Source organism: Aquitalea denitrificans, from assembly GCF_009856625.1.
Lineage (GTDB): Bacteria > Pseudomonadota > Gammaproteobacteria > Burkholderiales > Chromobacteriaceae > Aquitalea > Aquitalea denitrificans.
The window spans coordinates 494585-509092 of sequence record NZ_CP047241.1 but is presented as its reverse complement, the minus strand read 5'-3'; the positions used below and the strand labels follow the sequence as shown (position 1 = coordinate 509092).

Sequence of the window (14508 nt, the reverse complement as noted above, 5' to 3'; positions counted from 1 at the left end):
GTGTTACTCCGGTTTTTTACGGATATCTTGTTCCTGCTGGTACTCTGCCAGCAGCCGAGATTCCTGTTTTGTCAAAGAGCGGCCCTGCAATAGCTCTGGTCGACGTTGCCACGTCCTTCCCAGCGCCTGCTTGAGTCGCCATTTAGCAATCAGTGCATGATTTCCGGACATGAGTACATCCGGCACCCGCATGCCCTGATAGTCTTCGGGTCGGGTATAGTGCGGACAATCAAGGAGTCCGTTCACAAATGAGTCTTCATAAGCAGACTGGGCATCATTGAGAACGCCAGGAAGCAGCCGGATGACCGCATCCATCAGCACCATGGCCGGTAGCTCGCCACCGGACAACACGTAGTCGCCAATGGAAACTTCCTCGTCCACCTGGCGCTCGATCAAGCGCTCGTCCACCCCTTCATAACGGCCACACAACACAATCAGGCCAGGACGTTGGGACAGCTCCACCGCTTTTTCGTGCGTCAAGGCACGTCCTTGCGGTGACAGGTAAATAACATGGCTCTCATTGACACCTGCTGCCTGCTGACGAGCCTTGGCCGCCGTAATGGCAGCTTCCAGCGGTTCGATCAGCATCAGCATGCCAGGCCCACCACCGTAGGGACGATCATCCACACGGCGATAGTTGTCATGGGTGAAATCGCGTGGATTCCATTTCTGGAAATCCCAAATGCCCAAATCAAGCGCCCGCTGGCTTACACCGAAGCGGGCGATGGCATCGAACATTTCCGGAAACAGCGTGATGGCATCGATATGCATCAGTAGTCCAGGCCCCAGTCCACCGAAATGCGGGCCTCGGCCAGACTGACATCCAGTACGAACTGGCCAACGAAGGGAATCAGCCGCTGGCCGTGTTCGCCTTCTACCACCAATACGTCGTTGGCACCGGTTTCCATCAATTCGGTCACCTTGCCAAGCACCACGCCTTGCTGATTGACGACAGACAAGCCGATCAGATCGGACCAGTAATATTCGTCAGCGCCAGCTTCCGGCAATTCACTACGGGGAACGGCAACTTGCAGACCACGCAGGGCTTCCGCCGTGTCGCGATCTTCAATCCCCGTCAGCTTGACGGACAAGCCTTTGGGCTGCACGGCCCCGTTTTCAAATGTGTACGGCTTCCAGCTGTCATCCTTGCCCAGCCACCAGACCGGGTAGTCAAACAGACCGTCAGCGTATTCGGTATCGGCCTGAACCTTGATCCAGCCCTTGATACCGAAGGCGCCACGCACAAACCCCATCAAGACGAGATCTTCTTTGCGCATGCGCCTTAGTCCGTTAGTTGAGTCAACGAACGATTAGGCAGCAACCTTCTGCTCTTTCAGCAGCTTGGCTACAGCGTCGGTAACCTGGGCACCAACGCCAATCCAGTAGTTCAGACGATCGGAAGTCAGGCGCACGCGCTCTTCCTTCTCGTTAGCTACCGGGTTGTAGAAGCCAACGCGCTCGATGAAGCGACCGTCACGACGGTTACGGGAATCGGTCACCACGATGTTGTAGAACGGACGGTTCTTGGCGCCGCCACGTGCCAGACGAATCACTACCATTGTCGATTGTCCTTAGATAAAAACGGTATCGTAGAAAAGCCCACGATTCTATGGCACTTTTCCCTTATCTTGCAAGCGCTTAATACGCCTGCCAGTCCTGCCGCCCGTTATCGGTCAGCAGAAGACCCCTGCTTTGACGAAAAAAACCACACCACGAGTCTGCAATCTGCCTGCAACAAGCATCCTGATGGCTTAGAGGATTTTGGTGACGATGGTCAGCGCCCGGTCTTCCGGATGGGTTTCCACGGTAAAGCCCAGCTTGTGCATCAGTTTGAGCATGCCCTTGTTGCCGGCCAGCACTTCCCCGCGCATTACCGTCAATCCTTGCTCGCGTGCGGCATCGAACAAGGCGTTCATCAGGATGTAGCCAATGCCCTTGCCCTGCCATTTGTCCGCCACTTCCAGGGCGAACTCGCAGCCTTCGTTGTCCGGATCGGTAATGAAACGGGCCACGGCTTGCTGTTCTTCACCGTTCTCTGTCTCGCAAGTCATGGCCAGTGCCATTTCGCGGTCGTAGTCCAGCTGGGTAAAACGCACCAGCATTGTTTGCGACAGCTGCTTGATGCTGGACATGTAGCGGTTGTAACGGCTTTCGTCCGACAGCATACGCACGAATTCCTGCTGCATTTCGGCATCTTCCGGCCGCACCGGACGAATAGTCACCTTCATGCCGTCAGTCAGCGTGGCGCTGCGTACCATATGCGTGGGGTAAGGCATGATGGCCATGTGGCCGTAGCGCTTCACATCAGGCTTGAGCGGCTCGACGATGATGCGCGCATCCAGCGCAATGACGCCTTTTTCGTCGGCTACCAGCGGGTTGATGTCCATCTCGCGCAACTCTGGCAGCTCGCACACCATCTCCGACACATGCAGCAGCACATCCACCAGCTCGTCCATCTCCACGGCAGGCAGGTTTTTGAAGGCACCCAGCAACTGGCCGATACGGGTCTTGCGTATCATGCTGCCCACCAAGTACTGGTTCAGTGGAGGCAAGGACAGCGCGCGGTCATGCATCACTTCCACCGCAATGCCGCCGGCACCAAAGGTAATCACCGGGCCGAAAGAGCTGTCGTGCGTCACGCCCACCATCACCTCGCGCGCAAAGCGGCGTTTACGCATCGGCTGTACCGAAATGCCGTCGATACGCGCTTCCGGCATGGCTTGGCGCGCACGCTCCAGAATACCGCGGAAGGCTGCCCGCAATGTGGCCTCATTACTGATGTTGAGTTCCACACCGCCAACATCGGACTTGTAAATGATGTCTGCGGAATCGATCTTCAACACCACCGGATAGTGGATCTGTTCAGCCAGCACCACGGCTTCGTCTTCAGTACGTGCCAGCAAGGTAGGATTAACCGGGATACGGAAGGCAGCCAGTACCTCTTTGGACTCCCGCTCGGAAAGGATGGTCCGCCCCTCGGCCATGGCACCGGCAATTACCGCTCGGGCCCGCAGCAAGTCCGGTGCGGCACGTTTGCCTTCCAGAGGTCCGGGCGTCTGTAGCAGCAATTGCTGGTTGTAGTGATAGGACGCCAGGTTGCGGAATACTTCGATGCCATATTCTGGAGCACGGAAGTGGGCACATTTGGCCTTGGAAAACAGATCACGGCTTTCCGATACCTTGGCATCGCCCAGCCAGGACAGGAACATCGGCTTGCTGGACTCGCGCTGTAAACCAATCATCAACTGCGCGGTAGTCAAATGATCAGTACCGGCCTGCGGGGTAAAGATCACCAGCACACCATCCACATTCGGATCATCGATACAGGCTTTTACCGCTGTACGGAAACGCACCGGGCTGGCATCACCGATCAGGTCGATCGGGTTGCCATGCGACCAGTTGCGCGGCAAGGCATTGTTGAGCAGCTCCATGGTGGTGTCGCTAAGCTTGGCCAGCTCCACCCCGTTGGTGTAGGCGCTATCAGCCGCCAGCACACCCGGGCCGATGCCGTTGGTGACAATGGCCAGTCGCTTGCCATTCACCCGGAAATTAGCTGCCAACACCTTGGCTGCGGTAAACAGTTGGGCAATGGATGACACACGCAGCACACCGGCTCTGGACAGTGCGGCATCAAATACGTCGCCACTTTCAATCAGATTGCTCGAATGCGTCACCCCAGTGACATCATCCTGGTAGCGACCGGACTTGATCACCACTACCGGCTTGGTACGGGCGGCAGCCCGCAGTGCGCTCATAAAGCGGCGGGCGTGGTGAATGTGGTGTACATGCAACAAAATGCCCTGGGTGAAGTTATCCGCCACCAGGTAATCCAGAATTTCGCCGAAATCGACATCCAGCGCCTCGCCCACCGAAATCACACTGGAAAAACCGATGCCCTTGCTGTCTGCCCAGTCCAGCATGGCCGTACACAAGGCGGAGGACTGCGACACCAGCGCCATGTTTCCCGGCCGTACCTTGCTGGTGTAATTGGTGGCGTTGAAACCGGCCACCGGTCGCATCAGGCCCAATACATTCGGCCCCAGTACACGGATGCCGTAATGGCGGGCAATCGATACCGATTCGTTGAGGATTTCCCGTTCCAGCTGTTCGCTGTCGGAAAACTCCTTGGCCAGCAATACTGCCTTGATGCCCTTCTTGCCACAGTCCTTGATGATGGCCGGCAATGTGCGAATGGCAGTACACACTACAGCCATGTCAACTGCGGGTTCGATCAGGCGTACCGAAGGAACGGCAGGAATCCCCCCCACCACCTTGTGATTCAGATTGACCGGGAACAGCTTGCCTTGAAAATTGCCAGCCAGCAGATTGGCAAACACGGCTTGGCCGATCGACCCCGGCGTATCGCTGGCACCAACAACCGCAACAGTGCGCGGCGAAAACAGCGGAGTTAGGTAATGAGGCCTCATGGAAGCGGTTCCCGTTCTGTTAATTCAAGCGACAAGAGGTCGGCAGATGCCGGCAACCTGCACAAGCATCGGCCTGCTGGCTGCATTCTGTATGGCAAATACGTACTTGCCACGGAAAATTCATTTTCATTCCGGCATGTTGCGACAGTATTGTGCAATGCACAACAAGGTGAAACTCTCAGTCTTCCCATGGACAGGATTTCTGCTGCAATTGCATACCCACCTGCAAGCCATCTCCATGCTGCCGCAGCCATCATATTGTCATGTTGACCTCGGGCAAGCCTGTACCAAATGAATTTTATAGCAAAGCCGATTGGCCACCATTGGGAGTAACCATGCTTGCAGGTGGTAATCGCACTGCAATATTGCTAATCTTGCGATTTGGCAACCCTAGTACGTTGCATTGCAATATATTCATTCAGCCGCCTGCAACCTGATGCAGGGCGAGCAGGAGTCAGCTCATCATGACGAAGCGTGTCGTCACCCTTGCCCACTACTATACCCAGCCTGAAATCCAGCAAATGGCCGACAAGGTGGGTGATAGCCTGGAATTGTCGCTGTTTGCAAAAGAAGCCAATGCCGACATCATCGTGTTTGCCGGCGTGCGTTTTATGGCCGAAACCGCCAAAATCCTCAACCCGCAGGCAGAGGTGATCCTGCCGGATGCAGGATCTACCTGTTCGCTGGTCACCCAGACCGACGTCACGGCACTCAAGGCATGGCGCGAAAGCCACCCGGACCACGTTCATGTGTCGTACATCAACTCCAGTGCAGAACACAAGGCACTGTCTGACTGGATCGTCACCAGCCGCAATGTGGACGACATCATTGCCCACCTGTATGCGGAAGGCAAAAAAGTCATCTTCTCGCCCGACCGCAATATGGGTGGCTACCTGAACGACCAGTACGGCTACGACATGCCCTTGTGGTCTGCCGTGTGCGAAGTACACGACAAATTCAACGAAGCTGCGCTGGAAGAGGCTTTCGCTGCAGCTTCCGGTGAGAAATACCTGATTGCCCACCCGGAAAGCCCACTGCCGGTGCTGAAGAAAGCCGATTATGTCGGCTCCACTTCCGGCATGCTGAACTGGGTGAAGGCCTTCCAGGGAGACAGCAAGGCGGTTATCTTCGTCGCCACTGAAGATGGCATCCTGTACAACATGGGACTGGCCCGCCCCGATCTGGACCTGCGCCAGGCACCAATCTATGCCGGTTGCCAGTGCAATTCCTGTCCCTATATGAAGATGAACACCATCGATGCCGTAAAGCGCGCCCAGCAGGGCGAAGGCCTGCATATCGATTACCTGAGCGCCGAACAGATGGATGCAGCCCGCATTCCCATCGAACGGATGCTGGAATTCAGCCAGCGCTATTACGCCTGATCAAACCAACCCGCTACGGCGGGTTTTTCTTTGCCTGTCATGCCATGAAGGTTTTCCACCACAGCGCGGCAGCGATACAATCATGCGTCCAACCTGGAAGCACAGCATGAAGTTCCTGATCAGCAATGACGATGGCTATTTCTCTCCCGGCATCCGCACCCTGGCGGAAACGCTGGCACGTCATGGTGAAGTCGTCGTCGTGGCACCCGAACGCGATCGCAGTGGTGCCAGCAACTCGCTGACCCTGGACCGGCCACTTACCGTCCGTCAGGCTGCCAACGGCTTTCATTATGTCAACGGTACGCCAACCGACTGCGTCCATCTGGCGGTAACCGGTTTGCTGGATTTTCGTCCGGACATGATATTCAGCGGCATCAACCATGGCCCCAATATGGGAGATGACACCATCTACTCAGGCACCGTGGCTGCCGCTACTGAAGGCTTCCTGCTTGGCATTCCGTCCATTGCCATCTCGCTGGCCGGCTACAGCGGCCAGCACTTCGGCACAGCGGCCCACGTGATTGAGGCATTGCTGGCACGCCATCAGGCGCAGCCGCTGATCCAGCCAGTGCTGCTGAATGTCAACGTTCCAGACATCCCGGTCGATCAGCTGCAATCCATGCAAGTCACACGACTGGGACGCAGACATCATGCCGAACCGGTTATCAAAGCCAAGAATCCTCGCGGGGAAACGATATACTGGGTAGGCCCGGTCGGCAGCGCACAGGATGCAGGCCCCGGCACCGACTTTGCCGCCATTGCAGGCAAACATGTTTCGGTCACCCCGCTGATGCTGGATTTAACCGCATACGGCCAACTGGACGGAATCACTACATGGCTTCATCCGTGACACAAGACAACCAGGCTTACGGCATGCTGTCTGACCGAACCCGCAAGCGCATGGTAGAACGCCTGCGCCAGGCCGGCGTACAGGATGAACGTGTGCTGACCGCCATGTCAGACGTGCCGCGTCATCTGTTTGTCGATCAGGCACTGGCCACCCGTGCCTATGACGATGTGTCACTACCCATCGGCCATGCCCAAACCATTTCCCAGCCGCTTACAGTCGCCAAGATGACAGAAATCCTGCTGACAGGCCGCAAACCGGGCAAGGTGCTGGAAATCGGAACCGGATGTGGTTATCAGACAGCCGTACTACTGAAGACTGGAGCCGAAGTTTATTCCATTGAACGACTCGGTGCGCTACTGGACAAAGCAAGACGCAATTTGCGTGCAGCCAAGCTAGTCCATGCCCGGCTTGTCCATGGAGATGGCCACTTTGGCCTGCCAGAAGCGGCCCCGTTCGAAGGCATCATCATGACGGCAGCGGCACGCAATATCCCGGAAGCACTAGTTGAACAACTGGCAGAAGGTGGCAGATTGATCATGCCGGTCGGTGAAACAGAACAGTATTTGTGGCTGCTGGAAAAAACACCCCAGGGCTTGCAGAAAACACGGCTTGATCCGGTGAAATTCGTACCACTCTTGCCCGGTCGTAACTAAGTCTTGCAAAAACACAACACATACCCGGTCTGACAATTTACAAAACCCAACTAACTGACATATAAAATCTACAGGCATGCATAAACAGCATTCAAAGCACTGGTTTGCCGCAACGTTGACAACAGCCGTTCTGGCTGGCTGCAGCAGCATGGCACAACAGGCAGCACCGGTTGAGTCCGCCCGCCCGGCACCCGTTGCCGCAGTCACCACGGCAAACAAGGCCGCGATAACGCCACCCGCAGATGTGGCGGTGGCGACCCCGTACAAAAGTAGTGGCAGCATTGTTGCCAAACCGGCAACAAGCGGTGCTGGTGAGAAGACGCATATTGTGCAGCCAGGCGAAAACCTGTTCCGTATTTCGCTCAATAACGGGCTGAAATACAAGGATGTTGCCGCCTGGAACAATCTGCCGGACACCGGAATCAAGGTAGGTCAGGTATTGCGCCTGACACCTCCGGGTACGCAGGACAGCCAGACGCCGCCAGCGGCAGCAACGCCTCAGGAAAGCACTGCGGTGGCGCAACCGCAACAAAAAGTTGTCGTTGAAAGTGGCACCCCGGTAGCCAGCAGCAAGAACTACCCGAAAGCACTGAAGCTGCCATACACGGAAGAAGCTGCGAAAACGCTGGCACAGCAAAGCGAAGGCAGCACGGCAAAAAAAACTGTCCCGGTGAAAATGGGCAATGCATCGGCTCCGGCAGTTCAGTCCGACAAAAAGGACAGTAGTACACCTGCTGCAATATCGGAAAATAAAAACAAAATTGAAGAAAAATCCCAGCCAGCAGTCAGTGAAGACGCAGTCGCCTGGGCTTGGCCAACTGAAGGCAAGCTGATCCGCGGTTATTCGGACAGCAACAAAGGGGTTGATATCAGCGGTCGCGCCGGTCAAAGCGTGATTGCCGCCGGAGATGGCAAAGTTGTTTATAGCGGGAATGGCTTGAGGGGATATGGCAAGCTGATCATCATCAAGCACAACAAGACATTCCTTTCAGCGTATGCCCACAACAGTCAGTTGCTTGTTAAGGAGGGACAGAGTGTCAAGAAAGGGCAGAAGATTGCCGAAATGGGCAATACCGATGCCGATCAGGTAAAACTGCACTTCGAGATCCGCCGCTTCGGGAAACCGGTTGATCCGATGCAGTACCTAGACCACAAGTCCTGACTAGGGGTATCTTCCCCTGCCAGGAGCCACCGTAGCGGGGGGAGTTATGAACCAAGACAGCGATATCCTCGAAGAAGAGGAAGCTCTTGAACAAGAAGTTGCCGAAGAAGCTGCTGCCGAAGCCGAAACCGAAACCGAAGAGGCAGCCGAGCGCCAGAGCGTCACAGAAGAAGTTGCTGATGTCACCCAGATTTATCTGAACGATATCGGAAACAATGCGCTGCTGACCCCAGCCCAGGAACTGGAACTGGCTCGCCGTGTTGTCGCAGGTGACTTCGACGCCCGGCAAAAAATGATCGAGCACAATCTGCGCTTGGTCGTGAACATTGCCAAGCATTACATCAACCGTGGCCTTGCCCTGCTCGATCTGATCGAAGAAGGTAATATCGGTCTGATGCATGCGCTGGAAAAGTTCGACCCCGAGCGTGGCTTTCGCTTCTCTACCTACGCCACGTGGTGGATTCGCCAGAGCATCGAACGTGCCATCATGAACCAGTCGCGCACCATCCGCCTGCCAGTCCATGTCATCAAGGAACTGAACGTCTATCTGCGGGCATCACGCTATCTGGAAAGCCAGATGGGACGTGAGCCTACTCTGGATGAAATTGCCCATCAGGTAGGCAAGCCGGTGGAAGATGTCCGCAAGGTGATGAACCTGAACGAACGCATGGCTTCGCTGGACGCACCGCTGGATATCGACCCCATGCTGTCGATTGGTGAATCGATTCCGGATGAGCAGCATGAAGAACCGGAAATTCAGCTCCACAACAACCAGCTGGAAATGTTTGTCAAAGACTGGCTGGCCCAGTTGAATGACAAGCAGTGCATGGTGATCGAGCGCCGTTATGGTTTGAATGGTCATGAAATCTGCACGCTGGAAGAACTGGCAGCTGCGCTGAACCTGACGCGGGAGCGAGTACGCCAGATCCAGATTGAAGGCCTGGAACAACTGCGTCGTATCCTGCGTCGCAAGGGTATCTCCCGCGACTTCCTGCTATAGCACCGAAAACGGTGATACAAGGAGAAACCCCGCCATGGCGGGGTTTCTGTTTAGATACTTTAGGCAGGTCATGTAGCAGCCAGCAGGCAATAGCAAAAGTACGCCGGACTACCAATGCCTCAGCCCCCCTGGCGCAACTTCCCTCTCGCCAGATCGGTAGAGAAAATCTTGACCCTGCGCAACCATAAGCGCGCCTGCTGTTGTGACAATGCCGGGTTCTGGTAGCGCATTGCAGCGTAGTCCTTGCACAACTGCTTGAGTTCGCGATAGGCAGGAGCAGGCAAACCTCTGGCCTTGTTCAGCATATCCAGCGGGCCATCGCTGGGTAACAGGATGATACCCTGCTGCTGTAGAGCACGTTCCAGCCGCGAACGCCCTTCCTGCAAAGGCACACTTTCCGTGCTCCGCCGCCACCACCACAGCAATGGCAAGCCAGCAAGCACCACTCCACATAACAGCGCTCGCACAACAGATGCACTGTCGACGATCTCGCCCAGCCCCAACCAGCGGTAAAGACTCAATTGCCGCGAGGCATCGTAACCGACAACCCACTGCTGCCAGGCAAAACCGGCGGCTTGCCAGCCCTGCTGCACACGCACCATCCATGCTGGCATGCGACTACCGAATACCGGTAATTGGGCCTGCATTGCAGGAATGCTCTGCCCGAGATCCTGGCTGACCCGTTCCGGCGCAACGGCCGCGGTTGGGTCAACCCGTAACCACTCTCTGCTTTCAGCCAGCCAGACTTCAACCCAGGCATGTGCATCGGAAGAACGTACCTGCCAGAAACGGCCAAGCGAGTTGAACTGACCTCCCTGATAGCCGGTTACTACCCGGGCAGGAATACCGGCAGCCCGCGCCATGAAAGCAAAGGCCGATGCATAGTGTTCGCAAAAGCCCTGCCGCGTGGAAAACATAAAAGCATCGATACTGTTGTCTCCCTCCAGCAAAGGCGGCCTCAACGTATAGGCAAAACCGCCCAAGCGGAGGTGCAACAGGGCCTCGCGTACAAAACCGGCACTGTCACTACTTTGACTACGCCACTGCATGGCAAGTTGGCGGCTGGCAGGATTTCCGGGCGGAAGGTGACGGTAGAAGTCCTGATCGCTGCGACTTAGCTCACTCAGATAATGACTGCCAACCAGGCTCTCACCCGAGATGCGCAGTACATCGTCCTGATCACTAGCCAGCTTGAACAGCCCCCCCGGCTCCAGTCTTCCTTCTGCTGGTGCGGCCAGCGGGTAATCCAGCAGGGGCAATCGTGATCTGGAAGGCTTGCCGGTAAGGCGATAACGCACCTTTTCGCCCCCTGCCAGCTGTATTTGCTCCCGCGTCTGGCCGTGTACGCTTTGCCAGCGCCGGCCATCAAAATCATCAAAAATCATGATGCGCCAGTACAGCTGCTCATGTGCGGGTGGCTGGCCGTCAAACACAACCGAGAACGCTGGCTCTTGCTGCTGCACCAACTGGCTGATACTGCCGGGCTCCATGCTGTCAGACAGCCCGGTGCTGGCAACATGCTGTTCATGCGGCATGCTCCACAGCGGCCCAGGCAGGCGCGGCATCACCACAAACAGGACCAGCATCAACGGCAGGGACAACAACAAGGCCTGAGCTGCCATACCAGCAGCCCCTTGTACTGCACCTCCAGCCAGCCGCAGCATGGCCCAGGTCAGTGCCAATAGACTGACAATCAGCCACAGCGCAGACGGTGGGGACTGGTCAAACAGCAGTGGAATTGCTGCCAGAAAAAAACCCAGTGCCAGCAGCACCTGCCAATCCCGTTGCTGGCGTGATTCGAAACTCTTGAATCCCAGCAACAGAACCAGCAAGGCCGCCCCGCCCTCACGCCCGATCAGGGTATTCAGGTTAAGCCACAAGCCAAATACTGATAAACCCAGCAGCGGCAATAACAGCCACAGCGATGGCAATTGGTTCTGGCGCTGCAGCAAGAAGCCACGAACCAGCAGCATGGTCAGTACCAGCATGGGCAACCAAGAGGGGAGATGCAGCAATAACGGCAGCATCACCAGCGCCAGGGCCAGCAATACCGCCATTTCACCTTGCCGGAACTGGGCCAGCCTCATACGGGCAACCTGAATTCGGCCAATGCCGCCAATGCCTGCTCGCGCTGTCCCGGCCATGGCTCCACCATGCAACCGGGCAAGTGCAAGCGGTAATGCTGGCCGGCTTTCTCACACTGCAACACCCTCCAGCACAATCGTGAAAGCCGGCTTTCCACATCCAGCGTCGCCGGATAGTCCTGCCATGCCAGTTGATGCAATGCCTGACCGCGTGGCTGGCTGGCAAAACGTTTGCTGGCCAATACATCACGCCGGGCCAGCACACTCCAGGCAATCTGCCGCGGTGTATCCCCCTGACGGTATTCTCCCAGATGGGAAAAATCCTCCTCGTCATCACCACGATTACGGCCCCGCCCATTTTCATGATGGCAGTCCTGATGTTCGCGATCAGGCAAGGGAAGCGGATAGGCCAGCAAGGACGCATCCGGCCGCCACCATGAAAATGCCCGGATTAGCCCAAAAGGGGCAGTGCTCCACAGCTGGATAGCGGGATAGGCATGGCGGCCACGCCGCTTGAGCAGCTGCACAACGGTCACCGACTGTTCGGCCATTGCCGCCAGCGTACAGGGCACACACTCTCCACCATGCTCGGACTGCAATAGCAGCTGGCGAGTGATTGCCGTGGTATTGAGCAGACGCAGACGGCAGTCGGCAAACTGCCCGACAAACGCCCCTTCACTCTCCTGCACCTGCAGTTGCAGGCCGGACAGCTGACGATAAGCCATCAGCACAGCCACCAGCAATAAACCAAGCAACCAGAAGGCCAGCACATAAGCCAGGCTGACCGCGTAGTTCAACGCACCCACCCATACCGCAGCAGCCACCAGCAATAGCAACAGGCCAAAGCGGGTGGGTAGCAAATAGATACGCCGCTGCCCCAAGCGGCAAACGGATTCCTTCGGCAGACGGCGCAACCACCAGGCGCGCAATGGCTTACGGAATGGCAACATGTTCCAGCAGTGCAGTCAGGCTGGCAGAAGCGTCTCCGCTCAAACCTAGCCGGTGTCCGGCCACAGCCGGAAAAATGGCTTTCACATCCTCCGGCAGCACATGATCACGCCCTTCCAGCAAGGCCCAGGCACGGGCTGCGGCCAGCAGGGCCAGCCCTGCGCGCGGACTGAGACCTGCCAGATAGCTACGGTCCTGACGCGTTGCCTGCAACAGGGCCAGCACATAGTCGGCCAGATCTGACGTCACGGTCAGTGCAGCAGCCTTTTGTTGCAACTGCAACAAGCCATCGCCACTCAGGCAAGGGGTGATGTCATCCAGCAAGGTTCGACGGTCCTGGCCCAAGAGTAATGCGCGCTCGGCCTCTGCCGCCGGATAGCCCAGCGCAATACGCATCAGGAAACGATCCAGCTGCGACTCGGGAAGTGGAAAAGTCCCCAGTTGCTCGGAAGGATTCTGGGTGGCGATCACAATAAACGGTGTTGGCAGCGGATGACTCTCGCCATCAATGGAGACTTGGCGCTCCTCCATGGCCTCCAGCAAGGCTGATTGCACCTTGGGCGAGGCACGATTGATTTCGTCGGCCAGTAGCAGTTGGCTGAACACCGGCCCCTGATGAAAGCGGAAGCTGCCGGTTTCACGCTGGTAGATGTTTACGCCCAGAATATCGGCTGGCAGCAGATCGCTGGTGAACTGCACGCGTTGGTAATGCAGGCCAAGTACTGCAGCCAAGCCATGCGCCAGCGTGGTTTTGCCCACCCCGGGCAGATCCTCGATGAGCAGATGGCCACGGGCAATCAGACAGGCCAGCGCCAGCCGGATAGCGCGGGGCTTGCCCAGAATAAGCGTGTTGAGTTGACGATAGGCAAGGCTGAGTGATTGCATTTGGACCCGGTTGCGCGCAGTATTTATCGAAAATACATAAAGATAAAACTCGCGTCCATTGTACGCAAACAATCGTACGCAACAAGGAAACGCTCGTGTTAACTTGGCTAAAAAACCGTCTACAGAGAAACGGACTCACTGCTTACATCACCCATCCTGTCTGCCTGCAGCACAATATGGGGGTAGGCCACCCGGAATGCCCGGAGCGCCTGGTTGCCATCAAGGATCAACTGATGGCAGCACAGATTTACGACAGCCTGCATGAGGTGGAAGCGCCGGAAGTCACCGAGCAGCAGTTGGCCCGGGTGCACCCGCCACGCTATGTGGAATACATCGAAGCCTGTGCGCCCAGTGTCGGTACCTTCCGCATGGACCCGGATACCGCCATGGCACCGGGCACCCTGCCTGCCGCACGTCGCGCCGCCGGTGCGGTGATCAAGGCAGTGGAACTGGTGTGCGAGGACAAGGCTCCCAATGCCTTCTGTGCCATTCGCCCGCCGGGCCATCATGCCGAACACGACAAGGCGATGGGCTTTTGCTTCTTCAACAATATCGCTGTCGGCATTGCCCATGCGCTGTCCACCTACAAGTTCGAGCGGATTGCCGTGATCGACTTCGACGTACATCACGGCAATGGCACCGAGGACATCTTCCGTGACGACCCGCGCGTGATGATGGTGTCCATCTTCCAGCACCCCTTCTACCCTTACTGCGGTGACAACCCGGTGGGGCCGAACATGGTGAACGTGCCGCTCAAGGCTGGCAGCACCGGGCGGGAATTCCGCGAAGTGGTGGAAAACGTGTGGCTGCCCAGCCTGCACGACTTCAAGCCGCAGATGATCTTTATCTCCGCCGGCTTCGATGCCCACCGCGAGGATGACATGGGCTCGCTGGGACTGGTGGAGGCCGACTACGAATGGGTGACCCGCCACCTGATGCAGATTGCCGACCAGTACGCCGATGGCCGCATCGTCTCGGTGCTGGAGGGCGGCTATGATTTGTCCTCGCTGGCACGCAGCGTGACGGCCCACATCAAGGTGTTGTCGGACGGTTAGCCCGCAGCAGGCAGCACAAATAAAAGAGCCCGCATGTGCGGGCTTTTTGCATCCGGGTCGAG

At 57.0% G+C, this 14508-nt stretch carries 14 protein-coding genes; 7 read left to right on the top strand and 7 right to left on the bottom strand.

Going from position 1 to position 14508, the window contains the following annotated elements; all coding sequences use genetic code 11:
* Window positions 1-3 precede the first annotated feature (3 nt).
* The 4 genes from trmD to GSR16_RS02290 all read right to left on the bottom strand — a co-directional run bounded on the left by trmD (window position 4) and on the right by GSR16_RS02290 (window position 4427).
* Window positions 4-771 carry a tRNA (guanosine(37)-N1)-methyltransferase TrmD gene (trmD, locus tag GSR16_RS02305; RefSeq protein WP_159874961.1) on the bottom strand — a complete coding sequence of 256 codons (768 nt, stop codon included), beginning with the start codon at window positions 769-771 and terminating at the stop codon, window positions 4-6.
* Complete coding sequence (rimM, locus tag GSR16_RS02300; RefSeq protein ID WP_159874960.1) at window positions 771-1277, bottom strand: ribosome maturation factor RimM; 507 nt, start codon at window positions 1275-1277, stop codon at window positions 771-773. The genes trmD and rimM overlap by 1 nt, the downstream gene beginning before the upstream one ends.
* A 33-nt stretch (window positions 1278-1310) precedes the next feature.
* Window positions 1311-1559, bottom strand: a complete 249-nt coding sequence (gene rpsP / locus GSR16_RS02295) for a 30S ribosomal protein S16 (RefSeq protein ID WP_045846601.1) — start codon at window positions 1557-1559, stop codon at window positions 1311-1313.
* A gap of 192 nt (window positions 1560-1751) precedes the next feature.
* Window positions 1752-4427 (bottom strand): bifunctional acetate--CoA ligase family protein/GNAT family N-acetyltransferase, encoded by a 2676-nt coding sequence (locus GSR16_RS02290; protein ID WP_159874959.1) that lies wholly within the window; start codon window positions 4425-4427, stop codon window positions 1752-1754.
* Between GSR16_RS02290 and GSR16_RS02285 the strand changes: the two genes are divergently transcribed.
* The 6 genes from GSR16_RS02285 to rpoS all read left to right on the top strand — a co-directional run bounded on the left by GSR16_RS02285 (window position 4426) and on the right by rpoS (window position 9474).
* On the top strand, window positions 4426-4722 hold the full coding sequence (locus GSR16_RS02285) for a hypothetical protein (RefSeq protein WP_159874958.1): 297 nt from the start codon (window positions 4426-4428) through the stop codon (window positions 4720-4722). The genes GSR16_RS02290 and GSR16_RS02285 overlap by 2 nt on opposite strands.
* A 169-nt stretch (window positions 4723-4891) precedes the next feature.
* Window positions 4892-5809, top strand: coding sequence for a quinolinate synthase NadA (gene nadA / locus GSR16_RS02280; RefSeq protein WP_159874957.1), 918 nt, complete (start codon window positions 4892-4894; stop codon window positions 5807-5809).
* Between the two features lie 106 nt (window positions 5810-5915).
* Window positions 5916-6659 carry a 5'/3'-nucleotidase SurE gene (gene surE / locus GSR16_RS02275; protein ID WP_159874956.1) on the top strand — a complete coding sequence of 248 codons (744 nt, stop codon included), beginning with the start codon at window positions 5916-5918 and terminating at the stop codon, window positions 6657-6659.
* On the top strand, window positions 6644-7312 hold the full coding sequence (locus GSR16_RS02270; protein WP_159874955.1) for a protein-L-isoaspartate(D-aspartate) O-methyltransferase: 669 nt from the start codon (window positions 6644-6646) through the stop codon (window positions 7310-7312). Before surE ends, GSR16_RS02270 begins: the two co-directional genes overlap by 16 nt.
* Before the next feature lie 244 nt (window positions 7313-7556).
* On the top strand, window positions 7557-8474 hold the full coding sequence (locus tag GSR16_RS02265) for a peptidoglycan DD-metalloendopeptidase family protein (RefSeq protein WP_240902582.1): 918 nt from the start codon (window positions 7557-7559) through the stop codon (window positions 8472-8474).
* A 46-nt stretch (window positions 8475-8520) separates the two neighbouring features.
* The gene (gene rpoS, locus GSR16_RS02260) at window positions 8521-9474 is read left to right on the top strand and encodes an RNA polymerase sigma factor RpoS (RefSeq protein WP_159874953.1); all 954 of its coding nucleotides are present in this window, start codon (window positions 8521-8523) and stop codon (window positions 9472-9474) included.
* A gap of 119 nt (window positions 9475-9593) precedes the next feature.
* On the opposite strand, the gene GSR16_RS02255 is transcribed toward rpoS, so the two are convergent.
* Genes GSR16_RS02255 through GSR16_RS02245 form a run of 3 tightly spaced genes read right to left on the bottom strand, consistent with a single transcriptional unit; the run spans window position 9594 to window position 13391 of the window.
* Window positions 9594-11561: a transglutaminase TgpA family protein gene (locus GSR16_RS02255; protein WP_159874952.1), complete on the bottom strand. Its 1968-nt coding sequence runs from the start codon at window positions 11559-11561 to the stop codon at window positions 9594-9596.
* Window positions 11558-12508, bottom strand: a complete 951-nt coding sequence (locus GSR16_RS02250) for a DUF58 domain-containing protein (RefSeq protein WP_240902581.1) — start codon at window positions 12506-12508, stop codon at window positions 11558-11560. Before GSR16_RS02250 ends, GSR16_RS02255 begins: the two co-directional genes overlap by 4 nt.
* Window positions 12492-13391, bottom strand: coding sequence for an AAA family ATPase (locus GSR16_RS02245; RefSeq protein ID WP_159874951.1), 900 nt, complete (start codon window positions 13389-13391; stop codon window positions 12492-12494). Before GSR16_RS02245 ends, GSR16_RS02250 begins: the two co-directional genes overlap by 17 nt.
* Window positions 13392-13486: 95 nt before the next feature.
* Here GSR16_RS02245 and GSR16_RS02240 point away from each other — a divergent pair, with 95 nt between their 5' ends.
* A complete protein-coding gene (locus tag GSR16_RS02240; RefSeq protein ID WP_159874950.1) occupies window positions 13487-14446 on the top strand; it encodes a histone deacetylase family protein in 960 nt (319 codons plus the stop codon).
* The last annotated feature ends 62 nt before the right edge of the window (window positions 14447-14508 follow it).

Coding starts and splice junctions, on each gene's coding strand:
- GSR16_RS02255 (WP_159874952.1), bottom strand. CDS start 11,561: ATGAGGCTGGCCCAGTTCCGGCAAGGTGAAATGGCGGTATTGCTGGCC.
- GSR16_RS02245 (WP_159874951.1), bottom strand. CDS start 13,391: ATGCAATCACTCAGCCTTGCCTATCGTCAACTCAACACGCTTATTCTG.
- GSR16_RS02270 (WP_159874955.1), top strand. CDS start 6,644: ATGGCTTCATCCGTGACACAAGACAACCAGGCTTACGGCATGCTGTCT.
- GSR16_RS02290 (WP_159874959.1), bottom strand. CDS start 4,427: ATGAGGCCTCATTACCTAACTCCGCTGTTTTCGCCGCGCACTGTTGCG.
- GSR16_RS02250 (WP_240902581.1), bottom strand. CDS start 12,508: ATGTTGCCATTCCGTAAGCCATTGCGCGCCTGGTGGTTGCGCCGTCTG.
- GSR16_RS02285 (WP_159874958.1), top strand. CDS start 4,426: ATGGAAGCGGTTCCCGTTCTGTTAATTCAAGCGACAAGAGGTCGGCAG.
- rpoS (WP_159874953.1), top strand. CDS start 8,521: ATGAACCAAGACAGCGATATCCTCGAAGAAGAGGAAGCTCTTGAACAA.
- rpsP (WP_045846601.1), bottom strand. CDS start 1,559: ATGGTAGTGATTCGTCTGGCACGTGGCGGCGCCAAGAACCGTCCGTTC.
- rimM (WP_159874960.1), bottom strand. CDS start 1,277: ATGCGCAAAGAAGATCTCGTCTTGATGGGGTTTGTGCGTGGCGCCTTC.
- surE (WP_159874956.1), top strand. CDS start 5,916: ATGAAGTTCCTGATCAGCAATGACGATGGCTATTTCTCTCCCGGCATC.
- nadA (WP_159874957.1), top strand. CDS start 4,892: ATGACGAAGCGTGTCGTCACCCTTGCCCACTACTATACCCAGCCTGAA.
- trmD (WP_159874961.1), bottom strand. CDS start 771: ATGCATATCGATGCCATCACGCTGTTTCCGGAAATGTTCGATGCCATC.